This window comes from Streptomyces sp. NPDC090499, assembly GCF_044769305.1.
GTDB lineage: Bacteria > Actinomycetota > Actinomycetes > Streptomycetales > Streptomycetaceae > Streptomyces.
The window spans coordinates 125,172-139,579 of the sequence record NZ_JBIVXP010000018.1; the positions used below are offsets into that span (position 1 = coordinate 125,172).

At 72.2% G+C, this 14,408-nt stretch carries 13 protein-coding genes; all 13 read left to right on the forward strand.

Going from position 1 to position 14,408, the window contains the following annotated elements:
- The first annotated feature begins 3 nt into the window (after positions 1-3).
- From ACIQVL_RS41230 to ACIQVL_RS41290, 13 genes are read left to right on the forward strand one after another with little or no spacing between them, the layout of a single operon-like run.
- Entirely contained in the window at positions 4-1,548 is a 1,545-nt protein-coding gene (locus ACIQVL_RS41230; RefSeq protein ID WP_403478011.1) for a right-handed parallel beta-helix repeat-containing protein, read from the forward strand.
- A 1-nt stretch (position 1,549) separates the two neighbouring features.
- Positions 1,550-2,785 carry an O-antigen ligase domain-containing protein gene (locus tag ACIQVL_RS41235; RefSeq protein ID WP_403478012.1) on the forward strand — a complete coding sequence of 412 codons (1,236 nt, stop codon included), beginning with the start codon at positions 1,550-1,552 and terminating at the stop codon, positions 2,783-2,785.
- A 2-nt stretch (positions 2,786-2,787) separates the two neighbouring features.
- Positions 2,788-4,029: a glycosyltransferase gene (locus ACIQVL_RS41240; protein WP_403478013.1), complete on the forward strand. Its 1,242-nt coding sequence runs from the start codon at positions 2,788-2,790 to the stop codon at positions 4,027-4,029.
- Positions 4,026-5,273, forward strand: a complete 1,248-nt coding sequence (locus tag ACIQVL_RS41245) for a methyltransferase domain-containing protein (RefSeq protein ID WP_403435865.1) — start codon at positions 4,026-4,028, stop codon at positions 5,271-5,273. The genes ACIQVL_RS41240 and ACIQVL_RS41245 overlap by 4 nt, the downstream gene beginning before the upstream one ends.
- Positions 5,270-6,064 carry a sugar phosphate nucleotidyltransferase gene (locus tag ACIQVL_RS41250; RefSeq protein ID WP_403435867.1) on the forward strand — a complete coding sequence of 265 codons (795 nt, stop codon included), beginning with the start codon at positions 5,270-5,272 and terminating at the stop codon, positions 6,062-6,064. The genes ACIQVL_RS41245 and ACIQVL_RS41250 overlap by 4 nt, the downstream gene beginning before the upstream one ends.
- On the forward strand, positions 6,061-6,708 hold the full coding sequence (locus ACIQVL_RS41255; protein WP_403478014.1) for a PIG-L deacetylase family protein: 648 nt from the start codon (positions 6,061-6,063) through the stop codon (positions 6,706-6,708). The genes ACIQVL_RS41250 and ACIQVL_RS41255 overlap by 4 nt, the downstream gene beginning before the upstream one ends.
- Before the next feature lie 6 nt (positions 6,709-6,714).
- On the forward strand, positions 6,715-7,740 hold the full coding sequence (locus ACIQVL_RS41260; RefSeq protein ID WP_403478015.1) for an NAD-dependent epimerase/dehydratase family protein: 1,026 nt from the start codon (positions 6,715-6,717) through the stop codon (positions 7,738-7,740).
- Entirely contained in the window at positions 7,728-9,011 is a 1,284-nt protein-coding gene (locus tag ACIQVL_RS41265; RefSeq protein ID WP_403478016.1) for a DUF4910 domain-containing protein, read from the forward strand. Before ACIQVL_RS41260 ends, ACIQVL_RS41265 begins: the two co-directional genes overlap by 13 nt.
- Positions 9,008-10,312, forward strand: coding sequence for a hypothetical protein (locus ACIQVL_RS41270; protein ID WP_403478017.1), 1,305 nt, complete (start codon positions 9,008-9,010; stop codon positions 10,310-10,312). Before ACIQVL_RS41265 ends, ACIQVL_RS41270 begins: the two co-directional genes overlap by 4 nt.
- Positions 10,309-11,259 carry a glycosyltransferase family 2 protein gene (locus ACIQVL_RS41275; protein WP_403435874.1) on the forward strand — a complete coding sequence of 317 codons (951 nt, stop codon included), beginning with the start codon at positions 10,309-10,311 and terminating at the stop codon, positions 11,257-11,259. The genes ACIQVL_RS41270 and ACIQVL_RS41275 overlap by 4 nt, the downstream gene beginning before the upstream one ends.
- The gene (locus tag ACIQVL_RS41280) at positions 11,256-12,518 is read left to right on the forward strand and encodes a polysaccharide pyruvyl transferase family protein (RefSeq protein WP_403478018.1); all 1,263 of its coding nucleotides are present in this window, start codon (positions 11,256-11,258) and stop codon (positions 12,516-12,518) included. The genes ACIQVL_RS41275 and ACIQVL_RS41280 overlap by 4 nt, the downstream gene beginning before the upstream one ends.
- Entirely contained in the window at positions 12,515-13,066 is a 552-nt protein-coding gene (locus ACIQVL_RS41285; RefSeq protein ID WP_403435877.1) for a dTDP-4-dehydrorhamnose 3,5-epimerase family protein, read from the forward strand. Before ACIQVL_RS41280 ends, ACIQVL_RS41285 begins: the two co-directional genes overlap by 4 nt.
- 7 nt (positions 13,067-13,073) lie before the next feature.
- Positions 13,074-14,408 (forward strand): glutamate-1-semialdehyde 2,1-aminomutase, encoded by a 1,335-nt coding sequence (locus tag ACIQVL_RS41290; RefSeq protein WP_403478019.1) that lies wholly within the window; start codon positions 13,074-13,076, stop codon positions 14,406-14,408.

The following is a 14,408-nucleotide window of genomic DNA, read 5'->3' on the forward strand; positions in this document are numbered from 1 at the left end:
CACGTGGTGATCAAGAGGCGGCACTGGGCGCCGGCGGTGGCACCGCTGGCGCTGGCCCTGCTGCTGACGGCGACCGGCTGCGACAGCACGTCGCGCGCCGGGGCGGCGGAGCCGACCGCCGCGCCGTCCACGTCCACCTCCGCGGCCCGCGCCGTGGCCCGGGTGTGCGCCAACCCGGCGGCCGGTCCGGCGAAGGCGCCGGCGGGTGCGGTGACGGTCGACCCCGCGGTCGTCGGCGACCTGGCGGCGAAGACCAGGAGCAGCCCGCCGGACACCACGTTCTGGCTCCGGCCGGGCAGGCACCGGCTCGACCCGGACCGCTACGCCCAGGTGATCCCCAAGACCGGGGACCGCTACCTCGGTGCGCCGGGCGCGGTGCTCGACGGCGGGAAGAAGAACCAGTACGCGTTCGCGGGCACCGCGCGCGACGTCACCATCCGCTACCTGACCGTGCAGCACTTCGTCGCGCCGCAGAACGAGGGCGTGGTCAACCACGACTCGGCCGACGGGTGGGTGATCGAGCACGCGACGATCCAGGACAACTCCGGGGCGGGGCTGATGGCCGGTGCCCGCCAGCGGGTCCGCGCCAGCTGCCTGCGTGACAACGGGCAGTACGGAATGAACGCGTACAAGGGCGGCGGCGGGATCAGCGGCCTGGTGGTCGAGGACAACGAGATCGTGGGCAACAACACCGACGACTGGGAACGGCGGCAGCAGGGCTGCGGCTGCACCGGAGGCATCAAGTTCTGGGCCGTCGACGGCGCGGACATCCGCGGCAACTGGGTGCACGGCAACCACGGGGCCGGACTGTGGGCCGACACCGACAACAACGACTTCCTCATCGAGAACAACGTGCTCGACGCCAACGACGGGGCTGCCCTGATCTACGAGACCAGCTACAACGCGGTCATCCGGAACAACACGATCCGGCGGAACAACTGGCTCGACGGCCGCAGATACGCCGACCGCGGCGACAACTTCCCCTACGCGACGATCTACCTGTCCGAGTCCGGCGGCGAGCCACGGGTCCGGGCCCGCACCGACAAGATCGAGATCTACCGGAACGTGTTCGAGAACAACTGGTCCGGGATCACCCTGTGGGAGAACGCCGACCGGTTCTGCAACAGTCCGGCCAACACCTCGTCCGGTGACTGCACGCTGCTGGTGAAGAACGCCGACCGCTGCGCGAAGCCGGCGATCGACAAGGCACCGCTCTACGCCGACTGCCGGTGGAAGACCCAGCGGGTCGACATCCACGGCAACCGGTTCGTGCTCGACGAGTCCGTGGTCAAGTGCACCGAGATGTGCGACCGCATGGCGGTGCTGTCCAACTACGGCACCTATCCGGACTGGTCGCCGTACAAGGGCGAGAAGGTGGCCGAGGCGATCACCCACAAGCAGGACAACCGCTGGCACGACAACGTCTATCTCGGACCGTGGGAGTTCGTCGCCCACGACCCGAGCCGGGTGCTCGACTTCGACGAGTGGCAGGGCACGGACTACCGGCAGGACGCGGGCAGCACCCTCGACCCGGGGACCGGTGGTTGAGATGGAGACACAGTTCCGCGCCGGACCACCGAGCCCTGCCGGCACCCCGAGGATCGTCGGGGTCGTCTGGGGGCTGCTGGTCCTCAACACGCTCGGCTCCGCAGGGGCGAAGACCATCGTCCCGCTGCCCCGCTCCCTCATCCAGATGGTCACCATGGGCGCCCTGGTCGCCGCGTTCGCGCTGGCGCTCGCGGTCAACCTCCGGCTGCGCATCCGGCCCAGCGCCTACCTGCTCCTGCTCACCCTGCTGCTGGTGACGAGCGTGCTCTCCAGCGCCCACCTGGAGTCCGGGTTCGGCGCGCTGTTCCGCTGCTTCCGGCTGACTCTCTTCGTCGGCACCCTGTGGCTGCTCAGCCGCTGGTGGGACGGCAGCCTGACGTTCGTCCGCTACCACGTCCGGGCGTACTTCGCGGTGCTCGGCTCGGTCGCCGCCGGCCTCGTCGTCTCACCCGGCGCGGCCCTGCCCGACCTCTACGGCGGCCGCCTGGTCGGTGCGCTGTGGCCGCTCACCCCGCCGCAGATCGGGCAGTACGCGGCGGTGATCATCGGACTCACGGTGCTGCTCCTCATGGGCCACCGGACCGACCGCAGGAGCGCCGCGGTGGTCATCGTGCCGTCCTTCGTGCTGCTCGCGCTGACCCACACCCGTACGGCCACGCTCGGCCTGCTCCTCGGGCTGGCGCTGGCGATCGGCTCGCTCATCCTGACCAGCGCGGCCGCCCGCCGGTTCTTCAGCTGGGCGGTGCTGGTCGGTGCGGTGGCCGCGGTCGGGTTCGCCGGCGCCCTGCAGACGTGGTTCCTGCGCGGGCAGAGCAAGGAGAACTTCTCCAGCCTCACCGGCCGGGCCAAGGTCTGGGACGCCCTCCTCGCCGCACCCCGGACGACCTCGGAGAAGCTCCTCGGCGTCGGCCTGGGCGACAAGTCCTTCGGCGGGCTGCCGATCGACAACAGCTGGCTGGCCGTCTACAACGAGCAGGGCCTGATCGGCGTCGGCCTCGTCGCGGTGATCATCGTCGTGCTGGGCGGCGTCGCGCTGCTGCGGCCGCCGTCGCTGCAGCGGGCCTGCGCGATCTTCCTGATCAGCTACTGCGCCATCGCCTCGTACACCGAGGCCGGCCTCGGCGACGCCTCGCCGTACCTGCTCCATCTGGCCCTGGCCGCCTCGCTGCTGGCGACGCCTGCCGCGGCGGCACCCGCTTCGACGCCCGAGCTGCCCAGCCGATCGGAGGTGACCTGAGCATGCACGTCCTCGTGGTGCACAACCGCTACGGCTCCGCACAGCCGAGCGGCGAGAACAAGGTCGTCGACCAGGAGGTGGCGCTGCTGCGTGCGGCCGGCCACCGGGTCGAGGTGTTCGAGCGGCGCAGCGACGACATCGCCGCCCGGTCCCTCCTCGGCAAGGTCGCGGTGCCGCTCCTGGTGCCGTGGAACCCGGCGGTCCGCACCGAACTCGCCGCCCGGCTGCGCGCCGAGCGGCCGGACGTGGTGCACGTCCACAACGTCTTCCCGCTCCTGTCGCCCGCGGTCCTCGCCGCGTGCGCCGACGCCGGGGTGCCCGCCGTCGCCACGCTGCACAACTACACCCAGGTCTGCCCGCCCGGCACGCTCCAGCGGGCCGGCCGGCCGTGCACCGAGTGCGTCGGCTCCGCACCCCTGCCCGCCGTCCGGCACGGCTGCTACCGCGACTCCCGCCTCGCGACGGTGCCGCTCGCGGTCAGCCTGTCGGTCAACCGGCGCCGGTGGTGGTCCGGTGTGGAGCGCTTCCTCTGCATCTCCGCGGCCCAGCGCGACGTCCTGGTGCGGTCCGGCATGCCGGCCGAGCGCCTGACGGTGAAGCACAACTTCGTGCCCGACCCGGGCGGTTGCCGGGAAGGCGAGGGCGAGCAGGTGCTCTACCTCGGCCGGCTCGCGGAGGCCAAGGGAGTGCGGCTGCTGATGGCCGCGTGGGACGAGATCGCGGCCGGTGGCGGGCTGGGCGTACCGCTCGTGATCGCCGGCACGGGGCCGCTGGAGCGCGAGGTGACCGCCTGGGCGGCGGGCCGGGACGACGTCTGCTACGCCGGTCTGCTGGACACGGCGGAGTGCCGGAAGGCCATCGCGCGGTCGGTCGCCGTGGTGGCTCCCTCGACGTGGCTGGAGGCGTTCGGCCTGGTGGTCGTGGAGGCGATGGCGGCCGGGGTGCCGACCGTCGCCGCCGGCCACGGCGCCTTCGTCGAACTCGTCGAGGACGGTGTGACCGGGCTGTTGCACCAGCCCGGCGACGCGGGCTCGCTCGCGTCCGGCATACGCCGGATCGCGGCCGACCCGGACCGCAACCGGGAGCTGGGCCGGGCGGCCCGGCTCCGCTACGAGCAGGGCTTCAGCCCGGCCGTCGGCCTGGAGCGGCTGCTGGAGGAGTACCGCACCGCGATCGCGGGGCGGTCGGCACAGGCTCGCGACGGGGAGACCCGCGCGAGCAGGGGGGATGGGGACAGCACATGACACGATGCCGACTCTGCGGCTCGGAAGCGATGGCGAGCGTCGTCGACCTGGGGGCGACGCCGCCGTGCGAGAGCTTCCTCGCCGCGGACCGACTGGACGATCCGGAGCCCGCGTACCCGCTGCACCTGCGGGTCTGCACCGACTGCTGGCTCGCGCAGATCCCACCGCTGATCACACCCGAGGAGACGTTCAAGGAGTACGCCTACTTCTCCTCGTACTCGACGTCCTGGGTGGAGCACGCGCGCACCTTCGTCGCCGACACCGCGCAACGGCTGGCGCTCGGCCCCGACGCCTTCGTGGTCGAGGTGGCGAGCAACGACGGTTACCTGCTCAGGCACGTGGTGGACCGGGGGATCCGCTGCCTCGGCATCGAGCCGTCGGTGAACGTCGGCGCCGCGGCCCGGGAGGCGGGCGTGCCCACGCTCACCGAGTTCCTCTCCCCGGACACCGGCGCGGCCGTCCGCGCCGAGCACGGCCCGGCCGACCTGGTCGTCGCCAACAACGTGTACGCGCACATCCCCGACGTGGTCGGCTTCACCCAGGGGCTGCGCGCGCTGGTCGCCGACGACGGCTGGGTCTCCATCGAGGTGCAGCACCTGCTGACCCTGATCGAGGAGAACCAGTACGACACGATCTACCACGAGCACTTCCAGTACTACACGGTCGCCGCCGCGATCCGGGCCCTGGCGAGCGGCGGACTCGCGCTCGTGGACGTCGAGTTGCTGCCCACGCACGGCGGCTCCATCCGGCTGTGGGCCCGCCCGGCCGAGGCGGCCGGCGAGCCGACGCGGCGGGTGGCCGACGTCCTGGCCCGGGAGAAGGCCGCCGGGCTCCAGGAGCTGTCCGGGTACGCCGAGTTCTCCGCCCGGGTGGCCAAGGTCCGCCGGGACCTGCTGCGGTTCCTCATCGACGCGGCCGAGCGCGGCGAGACGGTCGTCGGCTACGGCGCCCCGGGCAAGGGCAACACCCTGCTCAACCACTGCGGCATCCGCCCCGACCTGCTCGCCTACACCGTCGACCGCAACCCCTACAAGCACGGCAGGTTCACCCCGGGCACCCGCATTCCGATCCTGGCGCCCGAGCGGATTGCCGCCGACAAGCCGGACTACGTCCTCGTCCTCCCGTGGAACCTGCGGGCCGAACTCGCCGAGCAGCTGTCCTTCGTCCACGAGTGGGGCGGCCGGCTCGTCTTTCCCATCCCGGAACTGAGCATCGTCGAGGCCGCGAAAGAGGTCACAGCATGAAGGTCGTCCTGTTCTGCGGCGGTTACGGGATGCGCATGCGCAACGGCACCTCCGACGACGTGCCCAAACCGATGGCGATGGTCGGCCCGAGACCGCTGATCTGGCACGTCATGCGCTACTACGCGTACTTCGGGCACACCGAGTTCATCCTGTGCCTCGGCTACGGGGCCCACCACATCAAGGACTTCTTCCTCAACTACGAGGAGACCACGTCCAACGACTTCGTCCTGCGGGGCGGGAAGACCGAGCTGCTCTCCACCGACATCGCCGACTGGACGATCACGTTCGCGCAGACCGGCATCGAGTCACCCATCGGGGAGCGGCTGCGCCGGGTCCGCCACCACCTGGACGGCGACGAGATGTTCCTCGCCAACTACGCCGACGTGCTCACCGACGCCCCGCTGCCCGAGATGATCGACAAGTTCGCCCAGCGCGACGCCGGGGCGTCGATGATGGTGGTCCCGCCGCAGTCGTCGTTCCACTGCGTGGAGCTCGGCGAGGACGGCCTGGTGGGCGGCATCACCGCGGTGAGCGAACTGCCGCTGTGGGAGAACGGCGGCTACTTCGTGCTCCGCCAGGAGGTCTTCGACCACATACCGGAGAACGGCGACCTGGTCGCCGACGGATGCGCCCAACTGGCCAAGCGGGGACGCCTGGTGGCACACCAGCACCGCGGCTTCTGGAAGCCGACCGACACCGTGAAGGAACGGGCCGCGCTCGACGAGGCCTACACCAGGGGCGACCGCCCGTGGGCCGTCTGGGAGCGGGACCGCGCCGGGGCCCGAGCGTGATCCGGCTCGGGGCCGGACCCCTGGACCGGATCGTCGCGGTGGGCGCGCACTGCGACGACATCGCCATCGGCGCCGGCGGCACACTGCTGACGCTCTGCCGGGCGCGGCCGGGCGTCCGGGTCGACGCGCTGGTGCTCACCGGCGGCGGCAGCGAGCGCGAGCAGGAGGAGCAGGCCGCGCTCGCCGCCTTCTGCCCGGACGCCGACCTGCGGCTGACCGTGCACAAACTGCCCGACGGCCGGTTCCCCGCCCACTGGGAGGAGGCCAAGTCCGCGGTCGAGGAACTGCGCGCGCAGACCGACCCGGACCTGGTCCTCGCGCCGCGCACCGACGACGCCCACCAGGACCACCGCGGCCTGGCGAAGCTGATGACGACCGCGTTCCGCGACCACCTCGTGCTCGGCTACGAGATCGTCAAGTGGGACGGCGACCTCGGCCGGCCGGCGGCCTACCAGCCGCTGGCACCGGAGACCGCCGAACAGAAGGTGCGGCTGCTGCAGGAGCACTACCCCTCGCAGCGGCACCGGCCCTGGTACGACCGGGAGGCCTTCCTGGGCCTCGCCCGGATCCGCGGCATCGAATGCCACGCGCGCTACGCCGAGGCGTTCGCCGTCACCAAACTCACGCTCAACCTGGGGGGTTGACCAACCTTGCGCGTACTACTGACCGGACACCAGGGTTATCTGGGCACCGTGATGGCCCCGGTCCTCAAGGCCGCCGGGCACGACGTCGTCGGCCTCGACTCCGGCCTGTTCGCCGGCTGCGTGCTCGGCCCGCAGCCCGAGGACCCGCCCGGACACCGGGTCGACCTGCGCGACGTCACGGCCGAGCACGTGGCCGGGGTGGACGCCGTGATCCACCTGGCCGCGCTCTCCAACGACCCGCTCGGCTCGCTGGCGCCGGAACTCACCTACGACATCAACCACCACGCGTCCGTCCGCCTCGCCCGGCTGGCCCGCGACGCCGGCGTACGGCGCTTCCTGTACGCGTCGACGTGCTCGGTCTACGGCGCCGCAGGCGGCGACGACCTGGTCGCCGAGGACGCCCCGCTGCGCCCGGTGACGCCGTACGCGGAGTCCAAGGTGCGGGTCGAGGACGACCTGCACGCGCTGGCCGACGACGACTTCACCCCGGTGTTCATGCGCAACGCCACCGCCTTCGGCTTCTCGCCCCGGCTGCGCGCCGACATCGTGCTCAACAACCTGGTCGGGCACGCCCTGTTGTCCGGTGAGGTACTGGTGCTCTCCGACGGCACCCCCTGGCGCCCGCTGGTGCACGCCGCCGACATCGCACGGGCCTTCACGGCCGCGCTCACCGCGCCGCGCGAGGCGGTGCACGACCGGGCGTTCAACATCGGCAGCGAGACCAACAACGTCACGGTCGCCGAGATCGCCGAACAGGTCGCCGAGGCGGTGACCGGCTCCAAGGTGGTGATCACCGGGGAGAACGGTGCCGACCCGCGGTCCTACCGGGTGGACTTCTCCCGGTTCCGGGCCGCGCTCCCCGGCTTCGACTGCGAGTGGACGGTCAAGCGGGGCGCACTCGAACTCGCCGACGCCTACCGGAAGTTCGACCTGACCCGGGAGGACTTCGAGCAGCGCTACACCCGGCTCGCCGTACTGCGCGCCGCCTCCGACGCCGGCACCGTCGACGACACCCTCAGGTGGCGCAGGTGACCGACGTGAGCGAGGAGATGTACGCCCTGGTGGAGCGGATGTACCCGCTCTGCCGGAGCATCACCGGCGACGGTGTGCGCGCCACCCTGGACATCGTCGGGGAGCACATCCCACTGCAGGTGCACGAGGTGCCGACCGGGACGCAGGTGCTCGACTGGACGGTGCCGCAGGAGTGGAACATCCGGGACGCCTACATCGCCGACAGCGCGGGCCGGCGGGTCGTCGACTTCGCCGCGTCCAGCCTGCACGTGCTCGGCTACAGCGTCCCGGTGTCGGCGACCATGCCCCTCACCGAGCTCCGGGGCCACCTGCACACCCTGCCCGACCACCCGTCCTGGGTGCCCTACCGCACCAGCTACTACAAGCCGGAGTGGGGGTTCTGCCTGGCCCAGGAGACCCTGGACGCCCTGCCCGACGGCGAGTACGAGGTCCGCATCGACTCCACCCTCGCCGACGGCCACCTCACCTACGCCGAGTACGTGGTCCCCGGACAGGTCGCCGACGAGGTCATCGTCTCCTGCCACGTCTGCCACCCGTCGCTGGCCAACGACAACCTGGCCGGCATCGCGGTGGCGACGTACCTGGCCCGTGCCCTCGCGGAGCAGCCGACCTACTACACCTACCGGTTCCTGTTCGCGCCCGGCACCATCGGGGCGATCACCTGGCTGGCCCGCAACGCGGAGCGGGTCGACAGGGTCAGGCACGGGCTGGTGCTCGCCTGTGCCGGGGACCCGGGCCAACTGACGTACAAGCAGAGCAGGCGCGGCGACGCGGAGATCGACCGGGTGCTGCAGCATGTGCTGACCGCGTCCGAACGTCCGCACCGCGTCACCGAGTTCACCCCGTACGGCTACGACGAGCGGCAGTTCTGCTCGCCCGGGTTCAACCTGGGCGTGGGCTCGCTCACCCGCACCCCGTACGCCGGCTACCCCGAGTACCACACCTCGGCGGACAACCTGGACTTCGTCTCCCCGGCGGCGATGGCGGACACCCTCGCCGTCTGCCGCGAGGCGTTCGCCGTCCTCGACCGCAACCGGCGGTACGTCAACCTCAGCCCCTACGGCGAACCGCAGCTGGGCCGGCGCGGGCTGTACGACGCGCTCGGCGGCCGCAGCGACACCAAGCAGGCCCAGATGGCCATGCTCTGGGTGCTCAACCTCTCCGACGGCGAGCACAGTCTGCTGGACGTCGCCGAGCGGTCCGGGCTGCCGTTCGACACCGTGGCCGCCGCGGCCGACGCCCTGCGCGGCGCCGACCTGGTCAAGGAATGACGCCCATGACCACCCAGGGGGAGAAGGAGAAGCCGACGGTACCGGCCGGGTCCGCCAGGCGGGCCCTGGTCGGCCGGCTGTCCTGGGGACTGGCCGACCAGGCGGCCTCCAGCATCAGCAACTTCGCGGTGGGCCTCTACGTGGCCCGCTCGCTCGGGGTCACCGCGTTCGGCGTGTTCAGCCTGGCCTGGGTGACCTACGGCGTGGTGCTCAACGTCTCCCGGGGCCTGGCCACCGACCCGCTCGTGGTCCGCTTCAGCGGCGTGCCGGAGGCCTCCTGGCGCGGCGCGGTGGCCCGCTCGACGGGCACCGCGCTCGGCGTCGGCGCGGCCCTCGGCGTGGTGTGCCTGGCGGCCGGACTCGGCCTCGGCGGCCGGGTGGGGCCCGCCTTCGCCGCCCTCGGTCTCATGCTGCCGGGGCTGCTGCTCCAGGACGCCTGGCGGTTCGCGTTCTTCGCCGCGGGCGCCGGGCGCAAGGCGTTCGTCAACGACGTCGTGTGGGGCATCGCGCTGGTCCCGGCCCTGGTGGTGGCGGCCCACGTGGACACCGTGGCCGCCTTCGTGCTCGCCTGGGGCGCGTCCGCCACGGTGGCCGCGGGCTACGGCTACCTCCAGTCCGGCATCCGGCCCCGGTTGGCCGAGGCCCGCGGCTGGCTGCGCGAACAGCGCGACCTCGGCTACCGGTACCTGGTCGAGAACGTCAGCCTCAGCGGCGCCAGCCAGGTGCGGGCGTACGGGCTCGGCGTGATCGTCGGGGTCGGCGCGGTGGGCGCGGTGCGCGGCGCCGAACTCCTGATGGGGCCGTTCCTCGCGGTGCTGATGGGGCTCTCGCTGGTCACCGTCCCGGAGGCGGCCCGGGTGCTGCGCCGGGCCCCGCACCAACTGGGCAGGTTCTGCCTCCTCCTGGGCGGGGGACAGGCCGCCGGCGCGCTGCTCTGGGGCTCCGCGCTGCTGCTGATGCCGGACCGGCTCGGCGACCTGGCGCTCGGCGACGTCTGGCACTCCTCCTCGCACCTCGTCGTGCAGATCACCCTCAGCGTCGCGGGGGCCGGCCTCGGCACCGGCGCGGCGGCCGGACTGCGCGCGCTCGGCGCGGCCCGGCGCAGCCTGCGCTGCCAGCTGTTCGCCTCCGCCTGCTACGTCGGCGGCGGCCTCGGCGGCGCGGCCCTCGCCGGTACGTCCGGCTCGGCCTGGGGCGTCGCCGCGGCGACCCTCAGCGGCTCGGCCGTCTGGTGGCTGCAACTGCGGTCCGCCCTGCGCGAGCGCCACCGCAATCCCATCCCCGAAGTGAGGACCGCATGACCGACCGACCCAGGCTGAGCATCGGCCTGCCCGTGTACAACGGCGAGGAGTACCTGGCCGAGTCGTTCGACGCCCTCCTCGGCCAGACCTACGAGGACTTCGAACTGGTCGTCTCCGACAACGCCTCCACCGACGGGACCGAGGACATCTGCCGCAAGTACGCCGCGCAGGACGCCCGCATCCGCTACCACCGGCTGCCCCGCAACATCGGCGCCACCCCGAACCACAACCACGTGTTCGCCGAGTCCCGCGGCGAACTGTTCAAGTGGGCCTCGCACGACGACCTCTACGGCCGCGACCTGCTCCGGCGCTGCGTGGAGGCGCTGGACGAACGTCCCGACGTGATCCTCGCCCACACCGACCAGGCGGTCATCGACGGCGACGGCCAGGTCACCGTCCCCTACGAGTACACCCTCGCCACCGGCTCGCCGCACGCCCCGGAGCGCTTCCGCAGCCTGCTGTTCGAGCCGGGCGGCGACGACTTCTACGGGGTGCTGCGGGCCGACGTGCTGCGCCGGGTGAAGCCGATGGACAGCTACCACCACGCGGACCGCACGTTCGTCGCCGAGATCACCCTGCACGGGCGTTTCCACCAGGTGCCGGAACTGCTGTACTTCCGCCGCGACCACCCCACCCGCGCCGAGCGGGCGAACCCGTCCAAGCGCTCCCGGTGCGTCAACCTGGACCCGCGCCGGGCCGGCCTGCTGCACCCGACGCCCCGGCTGCTCGCCGAGTACGTCTGGGGCTTCGCCTCGGCGATCCGGCGGGCGCCGCTGTCCGCGGCCGACCGGCGGGAGTGCTACCGCCACCTGGCCGCCTGGATGACCAGCCGGGTCCGGCCGAACGCCGGCGAACGCGTCGAGGACCGCGCCCCGGTCGACCCGGCCCAGCTCACGGTCTCCGTCGACGCCCTCGTCGCCGGCCGCGAGGGGAGGCGGCAGGCATGACGTCCGCAGACGGAACTCCGGTGCGCGTCGGGGTGTTCGGCCTGCTCGGCTCCGGCAACCTCGGCAACGACGGCTCGCTCGAAGCAGTCCTCGGCTACCTCCGCGCCGAGCACCCGGACGCGGTCGTGGACGCGTTCTGCGGCGGCCCCGAGGCGGTCACGGCCCGGTTCGGCATCCCCGCCACGCGCATGCACTGGAACCGCGCCGAATACCGGACCGCGTCCCGTCTCGGCGCGATCGCCTCGAAGGGGCTCGGCAAACTCGTCGACGTCTTCCGCACCGCGGCCTGGGTGCGCCGGCACGACGTGGTGATCGTGCCGGGCATGGGCGTCCTGGAGGCCACCCTGCCGCTGCGGCCCTGGGGCTTCCCGTACTCCCTGTTCCTGCTCTGCGCGAGCGGCCGGCTGCTGGGCACCCGGGTCGCACTGGTCAGCGTCGGCGCCGCCGAGATCCGCAACCGGCCCACCCGGGCCCTGGTCCGCCGGTCGGCGCGGCTCGCCGCGTACCGGTCGTACCGGGACGCCCAGTCCCGCGACGCCATGCGGGCGATGGGCGTGGACACCAGCCGCGACGAGGTCTACCCGGACCTCGCCTTCTCCCTGCCCACACCGGCGGTGAGCGCACCGGCGGAGACGCCCGGCCCGGTCTGCCTCGGCGTCATGGACTTCCACGGCGGCAACGACGACCGCGCCCGTGCCGACGAGATCCACCGGCGCTACCTCGACGGGACGATCCGGTTCGTCCGCACGCTGGTCGAGGAGGGCAGGCCCGTGCGGCTCCTCACCGGCGACCAGTGCGACCTGTCGGTGGTCGCCGCCATCCTCGACGCGGTCGAGTCACCGCTGGTCACCGCGGCCGAACCGGCCTCACTGGCCGACCTGATGAACGAGATGACGGCCGCCGACACCGTGGTGGCCGTCCGCTACCACAACCTGATCTGCGCGCTGAAGACCGGAACGCCCGTGCTCGCCCTCTGCTACGCGGCCAAGAGCGACGCGCTCATGGACGGCATGGGTCTGGGCGCCTACTGCCACCCGGCCCGCGAGGTCGACGCCGACCGGCTCCTCGAACAGTTCCGGGACCTGGAGAAGCACGCGGCGGAACTGCGGCGGACCCTCGCCGAGCGGAACCGGATCGCCGCAGAGCAACTCGGCCGGCAGTTCTCCGCCTTGACCGCGACCCTGTTCCCGGCGAACGACCACGACCACACCCACGACCACACCCACGACCACGCCCACGTCCCACGGAAGGCTTCATGAAAGCGACCGAAGTCCCGGAGATCGCAGGCGCGTTCCTGTTCGAGCCGACGCCCCATGCCGACGAACGCGGCTTCTTCTGCCGCACCTTCGACGCCGACGTGGTCCGCTCGGTGGGCCTCGACCCGGACGCCTTCGTCCAGGACAGCGTGTCCCGCTCGGTCCGGGGCGTGCTGCGCGGCCTGCACCTGCGCTCCGGCGCCGGCGAGGCCAAGCTGGTGCGCTGCTCGTACGGGCAGATCTTCGACGTCGTCGTGGACCTGCGGCCGGACTCGCCGACGTACCTGGGCCGGGCCTTCTTCGAACTGTCCGGCGAGACGCAGAAGACCGTGTACATCCCGGCGGGTTGCGCACATGGCTTCCAGACTCTTACCGAAATCTCAGACACCTCTTACCGTATTGACCGTCAGCACGATCCGTCCGAGGACGTGACGATCGCCTTCGACGACCCGGAACTCGCCATTCCCTGGCCCCTGCCGGTCACGTCGATGTCCCGCCGGGACCGGGAGGCGCCGAGCCTCGCCGAGGTCCTGAAGCACCAAGAAAGATGAGGTCGGCGTGCACACCCAAGACACCGAGGGGCTCCTCCTGTCCCGCTCGCGGCAGGCCAACGAGCGACTGCACTCCATGATCCCCGGGGGCGCGCACACCTACGCCAAGGGCGACGACCAGTACCCCGAGAACCTGGCCCCGGTCATCAGCCACGGCAGCGGTGCCCACGTGTGGGACGTCGACGGCAACCGCTACATCGAGTACGGCTCCGGCCTCAGGTCGGTCAGCCTCGGACACGCCCACCCCCGCGTGCTGGAGGCGGTACGGCGGGAACTCGGCCGCGGCAGCAACTTCGTCCGGCCGTCCATCGTCGAGGTCGAGGCCGCCGAACGCTTCCTGGCCACCGTGCCGACCGCCGACATGGTGAAGTTCGCGAAGAACGGCTCCGACGCCACCACCGCCGCGGTGCGCCTCGCCCGCGCCGTCACCGGGCGCCCGCGGGTGGCCCTCTGCGCGGACCACCCGTTCTTCTCCGTCGACGACTGGTTCATCGGCACCACGCCGATGAACGCCGGCATCCCGGCGGCGACCACCGAGCTCACCGTGTCCTTCCCCTACGGTGACCTGGCCGCCACGGAGGAACTGCTCACCCGGTACGAGGGCGAGGTGGCCTGCCTGATCCTGGAACCCGCCACCCACACCGAGCCGCCGCCCGGCTACCTGGCCGGCCTGCGCGAGCTGGCCCACCGGCACGGCTGCGTCCTGGTCTTCGACGAGATGATCACCGGCTTCCGCTGGTCCGAGGCGGGCGCCCAGGGCCTGTACGGCGTCGTCCCCGACCTCTCCACGTTCGGCAAGGCGCTCGGCAACGGGTTCGCCGTCTCGGCGCTGGCCGGGCGCCGCGACCTGATGGAGCGCGGCGGACTGCGCGACTCCGGCGACCGGGTGTTCCTGCTGTCCACCACGCACGGCGCGGAGACCCATTCGCTGGCCGCCGCGATGGCCGTGCAGGCCACCTACGTCGAGGAGGGCGTCACCGCGCGCCTGCACGCCCTCGGCCAGCGGCTGGCCGCCGGTGTCCGGGACGCCGCGGCCGCCATGGGCGTCGGCGACCACGTCGTCGTCCGGGGCCGGGCCAGCAACCTGGTCTTCGCCACCCTCGACGAGGACCTGCAGCCGTCACAGCAGTACCGCACCCTGTTCCTGCGCCGGCTCCTCGCCGGCGGGGTGCTCGCCCCGTCGTTCGTGGTGAGCAGCGCACTCGACGACGCGGACATCGACCGCACCGTCGATGTGGTGGCCGAGGCGTGTGCGGTGTACCGGAAGGCCCTGGACGCCACGGACGTCCGCCCCTGGCTGGCCGGGCGAGCCGTGAAGCCCGTCTTCCGGCGCCTGGCGTAA

Bases quoted from the DNA above. Each gene is read 5' to 3' on its own strand.
- ACIQVL_RS41235 (WP_403478012.1), top strand. From the start codon at position 1,550: ATGGAGACACAGTTCCGCGCCGGACCACCGAGCCCTGCCGGCACCCCG.
- ACIQVL_RS41240 (WP_403478013.1), top strand. From the start codon at position 2,788: ATGCACGTCCTCGTGGTGCACAACCGCTACGGCTCCGCACAGCCGAGC.
- ACIQVL_RS41245 (WP_403435865.1), top strand. From the start codon at position 4,026: ATGACACGATGCCGACTCTGCGGCTCGGAAGCGATGGCGAGCGTCGTC.
- ACIQVL_RS41250 (WP_403435867.1), top strand. From the start codon at position 5,270: ATGAAGGTCGTCCTGTTCTGCGGCGGTTACGGGATGCGCATGCGCAAC.
- ACIQVL_RS41270 (WP_403478017.1), top strand. From the start codon at position 9,008: ATGACGCCCATGACCACCCAGGGGGAGAAGGAGAAGCCGACGGTACCG.
- ACIQVL_RS41275 (WP_403435874.1), top strand. From the start codon at position 10,309: ATGACCGACCGACCCAGGCTGAGCATCGGCCTGCCCGTGTACAACGGC.
- ACIQVL_RS41280 (WP_403478018.1), top strand. From the start codon at position 11,256: ATGACGTCCGCAGACGGAACTCCGGTGCGCGTCGGGGTGTTCGGCCTG.
- ACIQVL_RS41285 (WP_403435877.1), top strand. From the start codon at position 12,515: ATGAAAGCGACCGAAGTCCCGGAGATCGCAGGCGCGTTCCTGTTCGAG.